The sequence below is a fragment of the Sphingobacterium sp. BIGb0165 genome, assembly GCF_024810095.1.
GTDB classification, from domain to species: Bacteria; Bacteroidota; Bacteroidia; order Sphingobacteriales; family Sphingobacteriaceae; genus Sphingobacterium; species Sphingobacterium detergens.
The window spans coordinates 516,451-531,373 of the sequence record NZ_JANUEB010000002.1 but is presented as its reverse complement, the minus strand read 5'-3'; the positions used below and the strand labels follow the sequence as shown (position 1 = coordinate 531,373).

The following is a 14,923-nucleotide window of genomic DNA, read 5'->3' as shown; positions in this document are numbered from 1 at the left end:
GAACCCATTACACTCGGTTTTATTTTAAAGGCAACAGGAAATATTCTCTGGCTTCAAAAGTATCTAGACTTTCCAACGATAAATATTCCCTACAATTTCCTCTTTTTTTAATTCGATCTTTTATCTATCAAATCTTATTCCAAAGTGTTCCTTCTTTACTATCTTTCAGTTGGATACCAATTGCATTAAGTTCATCACGGATACGATCCGAAGTGACAAAATCTTTATTTGCCTTCGCTTCGTTGCGTAATCTGATCACCAGATTCATCACATCATCAATATCATCTGTTCCTGAAGCCTGATCATTTCTCAGTCCAAGGATATCTTCAACAAACTCCTTCAAGAAAACTTTTAGCTTTTCCAATCCCTCTTCAGATACCTTTGCTTTGCCATCATAGATGGAATTGATTATCCGCACAAGCTCAAACAGTTCGGCAATCAAAACCGGACTATTGAAATCATCATCCATTGCCGCATAACATTTACTCCGGATTTCAGCCAGATTGAATGAATCAGCTCCCTTTGAAACTTTTAGTTTATCCAAGAGTCCTATAGCACTCATCAAGCGCTTATAACCTTTATCGGCCGCGTCAAGTGCTTCATTGGAAAAATCCAGTGTGCTTCTATAGTGAGCCTGCAACATAAAGAAACGGACAGCCATCGGCGAATACCCTCTATTTAACAAAGGGTGGTTACCTGTGAACAATTCACCTGGTAAGAATCCATTGCCTGCAGATTTGGACATCCGCGCACCATTGACTGTCAACATATTGGTATGCATCCAATATTTGGCAGGTGCGGTATGATTACATGCTTCGGACTGCGCGATTTCGTTGGTATGGTGTGTAGCAGCCAGATCCATTCCACCGCCGTGGATATCAAACTGATCTCCCAAATACTTCCTGCTCATCGCCGAACATTCGATATGCCACCCTGGAAAACCTACACTCCAAGGTGCTGGCCAACGCATAATCGTTTCGGGCTTGGCTTTGATCCACAGCGCAAAATCCAAACGGCCTTTTTTCTCATCCTGACCACTCAGCTCACGTGTATTGTTCAACATATCTTCCAATTTACGATTGGTCAATACGGTATAATCATACTGTTGTACATATTTCTCAACATCGAAATATACAGTACCATTTGTCTCGTAAGCATAACCGTTATTGATGATCTGTTCAATCATTTCGATCTGCTCCGAAATATGTCCTGTCGCAGTAGGTTCAATGCTAGGAGGCAAAGTATTAAACAGACGCAAAACATCGTGAAAACCAATGGTATATTTTTGTACGATTTCCATTGGTTCCAGCTGTTCCAATTTAGCCTTTTTCGCAAACTTGTCATCTCCTTCGTCACGATCGCCCTCTAAATGCCCTGCATCTGTAATATTCCGTACATAACGTACTTTATAACCCAAATGACGTAGATATCTAAAAATCAAATCAAAAGAAACAAAAGTTCGGCAGTTACCTAAGTGTACATCACTGTAGACGGTAGGCCCACAGACATACATTCCAACAAGGTTGGGGTGAATCGGTTCGAATTTTTCCTTTGTTCGCGAAAGCGTATTGTATAAAAAGAGATTATGGTCCATGTTTGTTATCTGCTTGGAAATCTATTTTTGTCTGAAATATATTTGAATAGGCACGCCTGTAAAATCAAAGTGCTCACGCAATTTATTTTCAACAAAGCGTTTATATGGATCTTTGATGTATTGTGGCAAATTACAGAAGAAGGCAAACATTGGTGTTCTTCCTGGCAATTGTGTCACATATTTAATTTTGATATATTTTCCTTTTAGGGATGGTGGAGGATAATTCTCGATAATATCCAACATCACTTCATTCAACTTTGATGTCGGGATCTTTTTTGTTTTGTTGGCGTAGACCTTATCAGCCACTTCCAATACTTTTAGGACACGTTGTTTTTCCGTTACGGAAGTAAAGACAATCGGCACATCAGTAAATGGCGCAATTTTCTCCCGGATACGATCTTCAAACGCTTTCATAGTCTTGTTGTCTTTTTCGATCAAATCCCATTTATTGACGACAATCACAATACCTTTACGGTTCTTTTCAGCTAGATTGAAGATATTCACATCTTGAGCCTCTAGCCCATCCTGCGCATCCAACATCAAAATCGTCACATCAGAATCCTCAAGGGCTTTGATGGTACGCATGACCGAATAGAATTCAATATCTTCGTTTACTTTTGACTTACGGCGGAGACCAGCTGTATCAATCAACAGGAAGTTATGTCCATATTGATTGTAGTGAATACGGATAGAATCGCGCGTTGTACCTGCCATAGGCGTTACAATATTACGGTCTTTACCGATCAAGGCATTTGTAAGTGAAGATTTACCAACATTTGGGCGACCTACGATTGTATATTTAGGCAAAGCTTCATCTTCTTCTTGCTCCTCTTCAAAGTGAGAAACAACAGCATCCAGTAATTCTCCGGTACCAGAACCAGTAGCAGAAGAAATATTAAATACTTCACCTAAACCGAAAGCATAGAATTCGGCTGATTCATGATGCAATTTAGCATGGTCAACTTTGTTGGCAACCACATATACAGGTTTAGAACTTCTTCTGAGGATATCAGCGATTTCATCATCCAGGTCAGTAATACCAGTAGTAACATCTACCATGAATATAACGACTGACGCTTCTTCAATAGCGATATAAACCTGATCCCGGATTGCTTCTTCAAAGACGTCATCCGAACCATGTACAAAACCACCTGTATCGATTACTGTAAATTTCTTTCCGATCCACTCTGCCGTCTCATAATGACGGTCGCGCGTCACTCCGCTAAAGTCATCAACAATCGCTTTTCTACTTTCGGTAAGACGATTGAATAAGGTAGATTTACCAACATTTGGACGACCAACAATTGCAACAATATTTGCCATATTTATTTTATTTGATCCATCCACTATCACAGCAGATGGCACTTTTATGCTAAATTATAGTTAAGGGTACAAAGATACGGATTCAAAAGGGATTATGGAGACAGAAAAACAAAAATGGCTTTACCGTGAAGTAAAGCCATTTATAATTTATAGCAAATATTGTTATGGATTTTGCTTCAAAATACCATGAGTTAATGTAATCTGCTGCTCCGGAATATAATCAATAACTTCGTTTGATTTTGCTTCAACTGTTAAAAAAGAATTCGAATTTGCGATATGCGTACCTGGATATCTTCTATCTAAGGTAAATCCATTTCTGAATACATCGAACTTCCGATGCCCTTCCCAAGCTAGTTCAAGCTTGCGTTCTGATAATACGATATCAAGGGCAGTTTTTGTTCCAAGATTCGATGTAGTCCATAATCCCGCAGTCGGAATTCCAGCTCTTTTTCGAATAACATTCACATCGTCTAGTGCTTGTTGAGTACGCCCCAATTTCGCATTTGCTTCCGCACGAATCAGATATAATTCCGCCAATCTAGATATCACTGGAGACCAAAGGTGGCCTTGTCCTTCTTGCCCGGAACATTTAAGAATAAAATATTTCAGATAACCATTCCGATCTTCCAATTTCTTGTCAATCAACACGGTTCTCCTTTTATTTCCGATTTCAATATAATATTGAAAGGACCCTGCGCCATTAGACTCCTTAATTAAAGCTATTTTGTTATTACCTGACGTATAGGTATAATCGGAACCATTCTTCTCCACGACCACACTATTATATTTGTAATTATCATCCACATAATAAGCGTGTAACTCATCCGCCTTAGCCACCACTGGCTCAACAAAACTATAACGAACATCTTCAGGATATTTACGAACTTCTTCTAAATAAGATCTGGACGCATACATTTCGCCCCACCCTGCTCCATTTATTGTCGCATACATTGAACCTATTGTATACCATCCATTGTCAGAATAATCTACATCTTTTAGAAATTTGATAGCAAAAATAGTTTCTGGATTATTTTCAGGCGCCGCTTTTGCTATATCTGTATACTTATCTCTTGATAATAGTGTAAACTTGCCCGAATTGATTACTTTATCTGCATAACTTGCCGCTTTGTCATTTTCACCCATAAATAAATATACACGTGCTAATAAAGCTTGAGTAGAATATAAACTCGCATAAATATTTCCTTTATATGATTTAAAAAGAGCTTCTGCTTTCAGCAAGTCAGAAACAAGTTGCTGATAGACCTCTTTGACAGTATTGCGTGGTAACACTTCAAAAGGATCCGCATTAAGTTTAAGTGGAACCGCTAAATTTGCGTCAGGATTCTGATTATACGGACGTCCAAAAACATTTGTCAGATAGAAATACATTAAACTTCTTAAATAAAGATTTTCAGCGATAATCTGATCATTCTTATCTGAACTGCCTTCTTCTATTTGACCTAAAATATTATTTGTCCCGGCTATAATTTTATAAGAATTTTCCCAGTAACTATTCACCCGACCATTATTAACGATACGATTGTAATTGTAGTTATAGAAAAATGCATCAGTGGTAGTACCACTCAACGCAACCTCATCTGTCGGATATTCAGTAACCCGGTGCCAATTCTCAACCCAGCTCTTTAATGTATGGTAATTACCTAAGTTCAATGCATCGATTGCACCTTCTGTTTTTTCTATTGACTCGTTTGTCAAATCTGTATAAGGCTCCTTATTAAGTGAACAAGAACTCAATAAGAAAAATATAATTGATGAATATAAAAGTTTATTTTTCATGTGATTTAATTTAGAATGTAAAGTTAACACCAGCTATTACACGCTTAGGCGATGGATATTGTGAAGTTGCATCACCAAATAAAGCTGCTTCTGGATCAAGTCCTGTAAACTTTGTTGATAACCACAAATTGTCTGCCGCGACGAAAACGTTTACACTCTTCAATTTCAGCTTGCTTAATAGCTGTGGTTTAAAATCATAAGCCAACGTTACATTCCTTAACCTAAAAAAAGACGCATCTTCCAAATATCTAGAAGATGTTTTATTGGAACCACTGTTGTTATTATAGGACGCCACGGGGTGTGTCGCTTCGGTATTAGTTGGTGACCATCTCGACCAACCATCAGACAAGACCATCTGATTATAAGAAGGGTATGCTCCATCAGAATCAAATAGTTCTCTACCCATATTGTAAGCATATGCACCATGTAAATAGGAAAAGGTAGCTGTCAAGGAAATCCCCTTATACAAAAAGCTTGTATTTATACCACCTTGATATTTAGGAGTCGAAGTACCCACAAATTGCAAGGTTGCTTTATTGTAGTTCGATGTAGTAGAAATTTCGCCAGTCTTCGCATCCACAACTTCCCATAAAGGTGCACCATTTTCCTCATTAACACCTGTCCATTTACGCATATACCAAGAGTCTATATCACGGCCTTCCGAATAACGTTTGTTCCCAGCAGGGACATCTGTGCCATCTTTAAGATTTTTCACTCTATTTTTATTGGTTGCCCAATTAGCTCCTATGTTCCATTGAAATGGACTTTCTGGATCGAGTACTCGTGCATTAATAGCTAACTCAAGACCTTTATTATTAATAGATCCAATATTATACCAATAACCTTCCCATCCAGCAGTAGCAGGAAATCTCACATAGGAAAGCAGACCATCCGTATTTTTATTGTAAGCATCTACTGTTAAATCTATTCGATTAAATAAACCTAACTCTAACCCTAAATTGACATCTCTAGACTTCTCCCAACTAACATTTCTGTTATTATACTGATTAGGAATAGCAGCTGGCTCACCATTATACTGTCCGTTCAATCCATAAAGTGAATATGATGCATAGAGTGAAGTAGGTGTATTACCCACTTCGCCATAAGAAGCTCTCAATCTCAACAGATTAATTTGATCTACATGAAAGAAGTCCTCTTTATAAATATTCCATGCTCCACTCAAAGCAAAGAAACCACCATATCGATTATTTGCACCAAAACGCGACGCACCGTCTATCCGATAAGACCCTTGAAAATTATAACGTTCGTCGTATTTGTAATTTACTTGAATAAGGCCCGATTGAAACGCATAATCATTTTTCGTACCGGATTGAGATAGGAAATTAGCTGCATTATCTATAATTTTAGAACCACCAGATATACCTTTACCAGCCGCACCTACACTCGTATATACATAATCCGAATACTCATATGCCGCTAATGCTGACACTTCGTGTTTACCAAAGTGTTCATTATACTTCAACATTTGATTGAAAAATCGAGTAATACGTTTATCTGAGAATTGAGATACAGAACCTTTGTTTTCTAGACCTGAATTTGATTTAGGATCGGTATATGACATCGTAGTTTGATTATAATATGCCAAACTATTCATAGACTCAAATGTAAATCTATCCGAAATCTTTAATGAAAAATCAAGATTAGATTGCATATCAAATGTTTGGCCTTCGCCATAATTGTATTGAAGATCATATAGATAATTATTATTATCTCTACCATACCAAAGCACATCATCAACCTTTGTATTTTTCAAAGAGCCATCGGCATAAAAAGGTGTATCCCAAGGCATATTAAGATACATATCATACAATGAATGTTGACGATCTTTATAGCTCGTGTACGACGCATTAATCTTCGGTTTAAAGGTAAGATTCTTCGTTAATTTATGTTCGATATTCAGTCTTCCTGTAAGCCTATTATAATCATACCCTTTTACAGATCCTTTTTCATCGTAATAATTCCCACTTGCATAAATAGATGTTTCTTCTGTTTTACCCAAATAGTTGGCACTAAAGTCATTAACTCCACCATTTTGAGTACCATTAGCCAACCAATCGAAATCAGTATTCAAAACATCGGAGTTTATACTATTAGGTATTGCATTTTGATTATTAAAGGATTGATAAAGATCCCACATCTGTTGGGAATCCATCACTTTAAATTTCCCTGGATTAAATTTTGAAATCCCTGAAGATAAATTGAAAGAAAATAGATGCTCTCCGGGCTTCAGAGCTCTTTTGGTCGTTACAACGATAACACCACTAGCCCCTCTAGAACCGTATTGTGTAGTTGCAGCAGCATCTTTAAGCACAGATACTGTCTCAATATCATTTGGATTTATATTTGGGGTTCCATGCATAATTACACCATCCACAACCCATAAAGGGCTGATGTTAGAGTTAATAGAATTCCTTCCCCTAACACGGATGTTTGCATTCGACCCTGGTCTTCCAGAACCAGAAACAACGTCTACGCCTGCAATTTTACTTTGCAATAAAGTAGAAACATTAGGCGATTTCACATCTTTTAATGTTTTTTGATCGATGGAAACTACTGAAGCGGAAACTTCAGTTTTCTTTTGGCGCGAATACCCCGTTACCACGACTTCTTCCAAAGCTTCGTCATTGGTCTCAAGATTAATATTGACAACAGAACCTGCTACTGTCACTTCTTTTGTTTTGTAACCAATACTATTGATTACTAAAATATCCCCATTTTTAGCTTCAATGCTAAAGCTTCCATCTGCTCCAGCAGATATAGATCGTGAAGTCCCTTTGACACTAATGGTTGCACCCGCTAACGGGCCTTCTGTCGATTGTATTTTTCCGCTTATTTTTTGCTGAAAAACAGCATTATTCAACAAAACGTTGTGATCCGGAAATTTAAGACCATTAGCCTCAGCCGAGTTACTTGCAATAAGTAGAGCTAATGATAACAGACTCAACTTGTGATTGCCAAGAATCTTTGAAATCATAATATTTTAATAGTTAGAGTTTAAAAATTGATTAGCGCACTAATCAAAATTTAGGTACATGATGCTAAAACTAGAATAAGATATGGGGATATCAAAATTGAAAAACAACGAAATCGATTGCGCCAATTGAACAAACGATTGCATAAACACATATTTATAACACAGTCCACTAGATAATTGATTCACGCTTACGTATGCTTAAAATAGTAGACTATTTTCCAGAAAAGACATAGGGGAAAGAGTTTAAGTATAAAGAGGGGGTAAATTGCCGAAAAAATCAAAAGATCAAAAACAAATACACCTAAATCAACTTAAATATTTCATAAACTAATATTTACTATAATAGATTAAGTAAAAAAATATTAACACAAAAAAATATTTAAAATTTAAATATAAAAACTTTTGAAAACAACAGAATTTCTATTAAATTAGAAAAAATAAATAAAAACGACATAAAAGAATAGGTTATGAAAAATTTAACAACAGTAAAGAGAAGTATAATCATCCTATCGATAACATTATTAAATTTGTTATCCGTACAAGCAAAAACAACAGATCCTCCTTTTCGAAAAACAAACCTTACTTTGAGCAATGAATTTACATTATTCCAAAATATACAGACTTACCTAGATCCCACAGGTGAATTCACTATCGAAGGTGAAATTTTTTGTCCGACAGCCGCAACATACACCTTCGAGTTTGCATTCACTGGAGTTGGTTCATATATCGGTTATTTATCTGATGGAATATTGAGACCTCAGATAGGTGAAAAGGCAAGAAAGAAAGTTACAGCCAATCTTCATGCCGGAACCAATCAACTAAGTCTGAAAGTCCTCTTTTCAAAGCCAAATCAAAGTGCTTATGCTAGGCTAGTTATCGATAAAATTAATGGGCAGAATTTAGGTTCTGAACAAGGATATGTGGATTTAGTAGCACAAGGGACAAGCCAAATCCAAGATCCTCTTTCAGGCAAAGCATATCATTGGGTATGCAAAAAATGTAATATGATTAATTCAGAAGTATCAAGCAAGTGCATTGGTTGTGGAACTGCACGATATAATTAAACTGTTTATCCGACCATAGGAAACCAGAAAAGCCAAGGTTTTCACCTCGGCTTTTTCTTTTAGTAGCGGGGACCAGACTCGAACTAGTGACCTTCGGGTTATGAGCCCGACGAGCTACCAACTGCTCCACCCCGCAATGTATTTTCAGTTTCTTTAAAAAGAACCGGTCATTGCAAACCGGCTCTCTCTTTAGTAGCGGGGACCAGACTCGAACTAGTGACCTTCGGGTTATGAGCCCGACGAGCTACCAACTGCTCCACCCCGCAATGTATTTTTAATTTCTTTAAAAAGAACCGGTCATTGCAAACCGGCTCTTTCCTTTAGTAGCGGGGACCAGACTCGAACTAGTGACCTTCGGGTTATGAGCCCGACGAGCTACCAACTGCTCCACCCCGCAATGTATTTTTAGTTTCTTTAAAAAGAACCGGTCATTGCAAACCGGCTCTTTCCTTTAGTAGCGGGGACCAGACTCGAACTAGTGACCTTCGGGTTATGAGCCCGACGAGCTACCAACTGCTCCACCCCGCAATATATTTTTGAACAAAATTGCTTTTTTCTTTTGAAAAAACAAGATTATGATCCTTCCGAATTGGAGTACAAAGATATATTTTGTTTCTTTGTAATCCTAATAAAATTTAGAAAAATGTCACATAAAGCAGGATTCGTAAGTATCATCGGAAAGCCAAATGCTGGTAAGTCCACCCTAATGAACGCTTTAGTAGGTGAAAAGATGTCTATCATCACACCTAAAGCGCAAACGACAAGACACCGCATTATCGGTATTGTAAACGATGAAGACCATCAAATTGTGTTTTCCGACACACCGGGCGTCATCAAACCAAACTATTCTCTACAGGAATCAATGATGAACTTTGTCCAGGGATCGCTTATTGATGCGGACATTATTTTATTTGTGACTGATATCCACGAGAAATACGATGAGAATGACGTATTGGAAAAATTACGTAAAACAAACTCTCCAGTAGCTGTCCTGATCAACAAAATAGATAAATCTTCTGAAGAGGAGGTAAAAGCCAAAATCGAATTCTGGCAAGAAAAACTAAATCCAGATACGATCTTTGCTATTTCAGCCAAGTTGGATCATAATGTAGCGGCTGTCATGCAGTACATTAAGGATAAGTTGCCGATCCATGAAGCTTACTACGAAAAAGATGAATTGACAGACAAGTCCATGCGCTTCTTTGTTTCTGAGATGATCCGGGAGAAAGTATTCAAATTATACGACAAGGAAATTCCTTACAGTACCGAAGTAATTGTTACATCCTACAAAGAGGAAGCAAATATCACCCGCATTGCCGCAGAGATTATTGTTGAACGCGATTCACAAAAAAACATTATTATAGGCAAAGCTGGTGCTATGATTAAGAAAGTAGGCACCTATGCCCGCCAGGATATCGAAGAATTTATCAACGGAAAGGTTTTCTTGGAGCTCTTCGTTAAGGTAATCCCTGATTGGAGAAGCAAAAAGAACTACCTTAAACGTTTTGGCTACGACGATTAATTAGTACTGAGTAGATAGTATTGAGTATTGAGATTCTGGTTGTACAAACCCTTGGCTTACTTACTTTAGTTTTTGCATCATGCAATCTATTTTTCTTTGTTCATTTTTACTGTCACAAAAATGAACAAAGAAAACAGCGATATCAGAAAAGTCAGCTCTAACTTGATAAGCTCGTTTCACTAAAATATACACGAAGTGCTTTAATCTGTTTCAGATTAAGCACTTTTTTTAGGTCCTCATCTGAAGCTTCTTTCACCCTTTTAACCGATTTAAATTCAGTCAATACTTTCTCCACCGTTGTCTTTCCGATCCCCGGAATATTTTCCAGTTCAGAGACAAAGGTCTTCCTGCTACGCTGATTCCGGTGAAAAGTGATGCCAAAGCGGTGAGCCTCGTCACGCAGATGCTGAATGATCTTTAAGGTTTCCGATTTCTTATCTAAATACAGCGGATATTGGTCCCCGGGATAGAAAAGTTCTTCCAATCGCTTAGCGATACCGATGACCGTCACCTTACGTTCTATCCCCAATAAACGCAAACTCTTCAATGCTGCACCTAATTGCCCTTTACCGCCGTCGATAATAATTAATTGAGGCAATGGCTGATCTTCGTCCAATAATCTCCTGTAACGCCTAAAAACTGCCTCCTCCATGGTTGCAAAATCATTTGGCCCCTCCACTGTTTTCACATTAAAATGTCTATAATCTTTTTTGGAAGGCTTTGCATCTTTAAATACCACGATAGCCGATACAGGGTAATTTCCCTGGATATTTGAGTTATCAAAACATTCGATATGTTGTGGCAACACATTCATACGAAGATCCTTCTGCATTTGTTTTAAAATACGTTCCGTACGAATATCTGGATTCAGCTTTTCATATTGCAACAGGCGTTCTTTTCTGAAAAAAGCCACATTTTTCTGGGACAGTTCCAACAACTTTTTCTTCTCGCCCAGTTTGGGAATCGTAAAACGTATCCGCTCATTTTCCTCGATATCCAATTCAAACGGAACAATAATCTCCCGCGACAGACTTTTGAACCGTTCACGTATTTCAGGTATAGCCAGTGACAGCAATTCCTGCTCGCTTTCGTCCAAACGGCGCTTCATTTCCAGCGTCTGTGTCTGAATAATAACACCATTCATTACCTTTAGATAATTTACAAAGGCATATCCGTCATCCGAGGCGATACTAAATACATCCACATTGGTAATCGAAGAATTAACTACGGTCGATTTACTCTGATAATTATCCAGTTTATCGAGTTTAGCTTTAATCAATTGTGCGCGTTCAAAATCCAGTGAAGCAGCAGCAGCTGCGATACCTTCCTTTAACCTATTGGTGACGACAGAAATCTTACCATTTAAAATATCCTTAATATCACTCAAATTTTGATCGTAATCCTCCTCAGACTGATAGCCCTCACAAGGCCCTTTACAATTCCCGATCTGATACTCAAGACAAATCTTAAATTTTCCCTTTCGGATATTCTCCTGCGTAAGCGCAAGGTTACATGTCCGAAGTGGAAATAACTCACGGATCAGATCCAGTACGATATGCATCATACTTACAGAAGGATACGGCCCATAATAACGGGAGCCATCCTTAATGTATTGCCTGGTCCAAAAAACACGAGGAAAGGGCTCGTTCTTGATGACAATCCATGGATAGGTCTTGTCATCTTTGAGCATGACATTGTATTTTGGCTTATGTTTCTTGATTAATGAATTCTCAAGCAACCAAGCATCAATTTCGGTATCTACTATAGTAAAAGAAATACGGTCGATCTTACGAACCAAAACACGGGTCTTACCATTCAACTGGTTTTCATTGACAAAATATGAACCTACTCGGTTACGAAGGTCTTTCGCCTTACCGATATAGATCAATTCATCATGTTTATCAAAATACTGATAGACCCCCGGTCGATGAGGTATCTTCTTTAATTCTTCTCTATAGTCAAATGTCAAAACTTTAAAATTAAAAAGTAAAAAACGGATACAGCCTCTAAGCCATAGGCTTATCGAACGAGAGCCCTTATGCTTTAATCTTTGAAAAACAAGCTTGTATAACCAAAGTCTCCATACTCAGATCTAAAAAGTCAAAACAAGAAAGTGAAGACAGCTTGTAAGCCGCAGTATTGTACAACCAGAATCTCAATGTTATCTACTCAATACTGAAAATTAAAATCCCAAACGATCATCCTTGAGTTTCGGATCCTCCTTGCTACTTGAGTCCGTAGATCCGTCTTCGACATCAGAGCCACCACCACCCCAATACTGGTTACAGTCAATGACACGGGTCAGTCCACCCTGAGGTTGTTCGAAATCACCTTTTGTATATTTTAAATTTGAATCTTTGTAGACTTTTTGCATAAAGAAAGCAAAAACTGGCATAGCTGCAGCAGCTCCCTGCCCATATTCCATCCGGTCAAAACTGATCCCCCGATCTTCCGCACCAGTCCACACACCGGTGACAAGTTCTGGTGTAATACCTATAAACCAGGCATCGGAGTTATCATTGGTTGTACCCGTTTTACCACCGATCGGATTGGTGAGGTTATATTTCCATTGAATACGTCGAGCCGTACCCTGAGATACCACTTTTTTCAGCATATCCACAATAATATAAGCAGATTCGCTATTCAGGGCTTTCACTACTTTCGGCGCCTTATCATAGATAGGTGTCCCATTTTTATCTTCAATACGTAAAATGGCTGTTGGTTCGATCCAGGTTCCCTGGTTAACGAAAGCAGAATAAGCACCAACCATATCAAAAACAGACGCCTCGTAGGCCCCTAAAGAGATGGAAGGATAATTCGGCACGTCACTCGTTATACCCATACGTTTAGTCAATGCAGCAACCTCTGCCGCTCCCACTTCATGTACCAGGTAAGCTGTTGCAAAATTTTGTGAATAAGCTAATGCCTTCGCTAAAGTAATCGGATTTCCTCCCTGTGCATTTCCTCTTGGTGTCCAACCATTGTATGTTTGTTGGTAATTCGGAATACTATAACAAGGTGAATAGCCGTTATCGATTGCTACCGCATAAGTAAACGGCTTAGCTGTGGACCCGACTTGCCGGGTCCCCATTTTAACCTGATCATATTTGAAATGGTCAAAATCAATACCGCCAACCCAGGCTTTAATATGTCCTGTTTTTGGTTCCATGGACATCATTGCATTCCTTAGCATCAACTTGTTGTATTTAATGGAATCCATTGGTGTCATCATGGTATCTTTACTGCCTTTCCAGGTAAAAATATTCATCGGAACCTTCACATTAAAGGCTTTTTTGATCTCATCATCGTTCAATCCCTCCTCGCGCAAAATACGGTAACGATCAGAACGTTTCATTCCACTGACCAACAACTTCGCTTTATCACCTTTGAACGGATCTCTATTTTTCCACTGCGCCGAAAACTTCGATTGTAGCTGCTTCATCCATTCCTTTTGGGCATCCTCAGCATACTGCTGCATGGACATATTGATGGTCGTATAAATCTTTAATCCATCACGATCTAAGTCATAAGGTGTACCATCAGCTCTGACAATCTTAAGATTAGCAAATTCTTTCTTAATCTGGTCTTTTAATACCGCCCTGAAATAAGGACCTAATCCCTCACCATAGTTTGCAATCTTGAGTTCTAGTCCGAGTGGTTTCTCCTTCGCATTAGATGCTTCTTCTGCTGAAATAAAATTGGCGGCCACCATATTATTTAACACCGTATTACGACGTATTTTTGATTTCTCAGGAAATCTCACCGGCGAATAGGCACCAGGGCCTTTCAGCATCCCGACCAAGAGTGCAGCCTGATCAGCAGTCAGCTTATCTGGAGTGGTATTGAAATAGGTCCGCGCGGCAGATTTTATCCCAAACGTATTGTATGCCCCGAAATCCACTGTATTAAAGTACATCGTAACGATTTCGTCCTTGGTATAATTTCTTTCCAGGCGGACAGCTGTCACCCACTCTTGAAATTTCTGAATGATACGTTTTAGAAAGTTTTTCTGACGGCCATCAGAAAAAAGATTAAGTGCCAACTGTTGTGTTATTGTACTCCCCCCCTGCTTATTGCCAGTCAGCGTATGGAAGATAACCGTAAACGTACGGGAATAATCTATCCCTGAATGGTCATAAAACCGCTTATCCTCTGTAGATACGAGCGCTTTAACCAGATACGGCGATAATTCACTGTATTTAACATTCGATCGATTCTGTACATAATAAGTCCCTAATACTTTATGATCATCAGTAATGACTTCAGACGCTAAATTGCTTTTTGGATTTTCCAAATCGCTAAACGAAGGTAATTTCCCGAATAACCCAAGACGTATACTCAATATAAATAGGAATCCAAGGGCTACAATGCCAATGATAACCTTCCAAAAATTGAACGTATATCGTTTAATATCGCCTTCAGTAAGTTGATTTTTTTTTGATACTCGCTTCATCTATTTACTAAATTTCATGTGCAAATATTATTCATTTATGCTTGTTTTCATTGGCATTTATGAATGTGCTGCATTTTGTTTTTTTTAAGCTACATGGAATATCCAGTTCTTTGATCCGTGTTTATCTTTTTAATTGGATATTACGCTATTCGCTTTTATATAGACTTCAATATGA

At 38.3% G+C, this 14,923-nt stretch carries 8 protein-coding genes and 4 tRNA genes; 2 read left to right on the top strand and 10 right to left on the bottom strand.

From position 1 onward, the window contains the following. Positions 1-127: 127 nt before the first annotated feature. The 4 genes from cysS to M2408_RS05875 form a co-directional block, all read right to left on the bottom strand. On the bottom strand, positions 128-1,594 hold the full coding sequence (cysS, locus tag M2408_RS05890; protein ID WP_259180153.1) for a cysteine--tRNA ligase: 1,467 nt from the start codon (positions 1,592-1,594) through the stop codon (positions 128-130). A 21-nt stretch (positions 1,595-1,615) separates the two neighbouring features. Further along, a complete protein-coding gene (gene der / locus M2408_RS05885; RefSeq protein ID WP_120260532.1) occupies positions 1,616-2,917 on the bottom strand; it encodes a ribosome biogenesis GTPase Der in 1,302 nt (433 codons plus the stop codon). A gap of 162 nt (positions 2,918-3,079) precedes the next feature. Continuing rightward, on the bottom strand, positions 3,080-4,714 hold the full coding sequence (locus M2408_RS05880) for a RagB/SusD family nutrient uptake outer membrane protein (protein ID WP_259180150.1): 1,635 nt from the start codon (positions 4,712-4,714) through the stop codon (positions 3,080-3,082). 10 nt (positions 4,715-4,724) lie between these two features. Beyond that, positions 4,725-7,709, bottom strand: coding sequence for a SusC/RagA family TonB-linked outer membrane protein (locus M2408_RS05875; RefSeq protein WP_259180148.1), 2,985 nt, complete (start codon positions 7,707-7,709; stop codon positions 4,725-4,727). Positions 7,710-8,176: 467 nt separating this feature from the next. Here M2408_RS05875 and M2408_RS05870 point away from each other — a divergent pair, with 467 nt between their 5' ends. Further along, a complete protein-coding gene (locus M2408_RS05870; RefSeq protein WP_259180147.1) occupies positions 8,177-8,773 on the top strand; it encodes a Ran-binding zinc finger domain-containing protein in 597 nt (198 codons plus the stop codon). A 63-nt stretch (positions 8,774-8,836) separates the two neighbouring features. Here M2408_RS05870 and M2408_RS05865 read toward each other — a convergent pair. The 4 genes from M2408_RS05865 to M2408_RS05850 all read right to left on the bottom strand — a co-directional run bounded on the left by M2408_RS05865 (position 8,837) and on the right by M2408_RS05850 (position 9,301). Further along, positions 8,837-8,909, bottom strand: a tRNA-Met gene (locus M2408_RS05865). 57 nt (positions 8,910-8,966) lie between these two features. After that, positions 8,967-9,039 (bottom strand) — tRNA-Met (locus M2408_RS05860). Between the two features lie 58 nt (positions 9,040-9,097). Beyond that, positions 9,098-9,170: transfer RNA gene (locus M2408_RS05855), tRNA-Met, on the bottom strand. Positions 9,171-9,228: 58 nt separating this feature from the next. Then, positions 9,229-9,301 (bottom strand) — tRNA-Met (locus M2408_RS05850). Between the two features lie 115 nt (positions 9,302-9,416). Here M2408_RS05850 and era point away from each other — a divergent pair. Beyond that, positions 9,417-10,295, top strand: a complete 879-nt coding sequence (gene era, locus M2408_RS05845) for a GTPase Era (RefSeq protein ID WP_120260533.1) — start codon at positions 9,417-9,419, stop codon at positions 10,293-10,295. Positions 10,296-10,452: 157 nt separating this feature from the next. Here the strand turns inward: era and uvrC are convergent, their stop codons facing one another. Both uvrC and M2408_RS05835 read right to left on the bottom strand, forming a co-directional pair. After that, entirely contained in the window at positions 10,453-12,264 is a 1,812-nt protein-coding gene (gene uvrC, locus M2408_RS05840) for an excinuclease ABC subunit UvrC (RefSeq protein ID WP_259180145.1), read from the bottom strand. A 213-nt stretch (positions 12,265-12,477) separates the two neighbouring features. After that, positions 12,478-14,748: a transglycosylase domain-containing protein gene (locus M2408_RS05835; protein WP_259180144.1), complete on the bottom strand. Its 2,271-nt coding sequence runs from the start codon at positions 14,746-14,748 to the stop codon at positions 12,478-12,480. Positions 14,749-14,923 lie beyond the last annotated feature (175 nt).

What these genes read in the sequence shown, in the direction of transcription:
- cysS (WP_259180153.1), bottom strand. Translation starts at nt 1,594, where the DNA reads ATGGACCATAATCTCTTTTTATACAATACGCTTTCGCGAACAAAGGAA.
- der (WP_120260532.1), bottom strand. Translation starts at nt 2,917, where the DNA reads ATGGCAAATATTGTTGCAATTGTTGGTCGTCCAAATGTTGGTAAATCT.
- M2408_RS05880 (WP_259180150.1), bottom strand. Translation starts at nt 4,714, where the DNA reads ATGAAAAATAAACTTTTATATTCATCAATTATATTTTTCTTATTGAGT.
- M2408_RS05875 (WP_259180148.1), bottom strand. Translation starts at nt 7,709, where the DNA reads ATGATTTCAAAGATTCTTGGCAATCACAAGTTGAGTCTGTTATCATTA.
- M2408_RS05870 (WP_259180147.1), top strand. Translation starts at nt 8,177, where the DNA reads ATGAAAAATTTAACAACAGTAAAGAGAAGTATAATCATCCTATCGATA.
- era (WP_120260533.1), top strand. Translation starts at nt 9,417, where the DNA reads ATGTCACATAAAGCAGGATTCGTAAGTATCATCGGAAAGCCAAATGCT.
- M2408_RS05835 (WP_259180144.1), bottom strand. Translation starts at nt 14,748, where the DNA reads ATGAAGCGAGTATCAAAAAAAAATCAACTTACTGAAGGCGATATTAAA.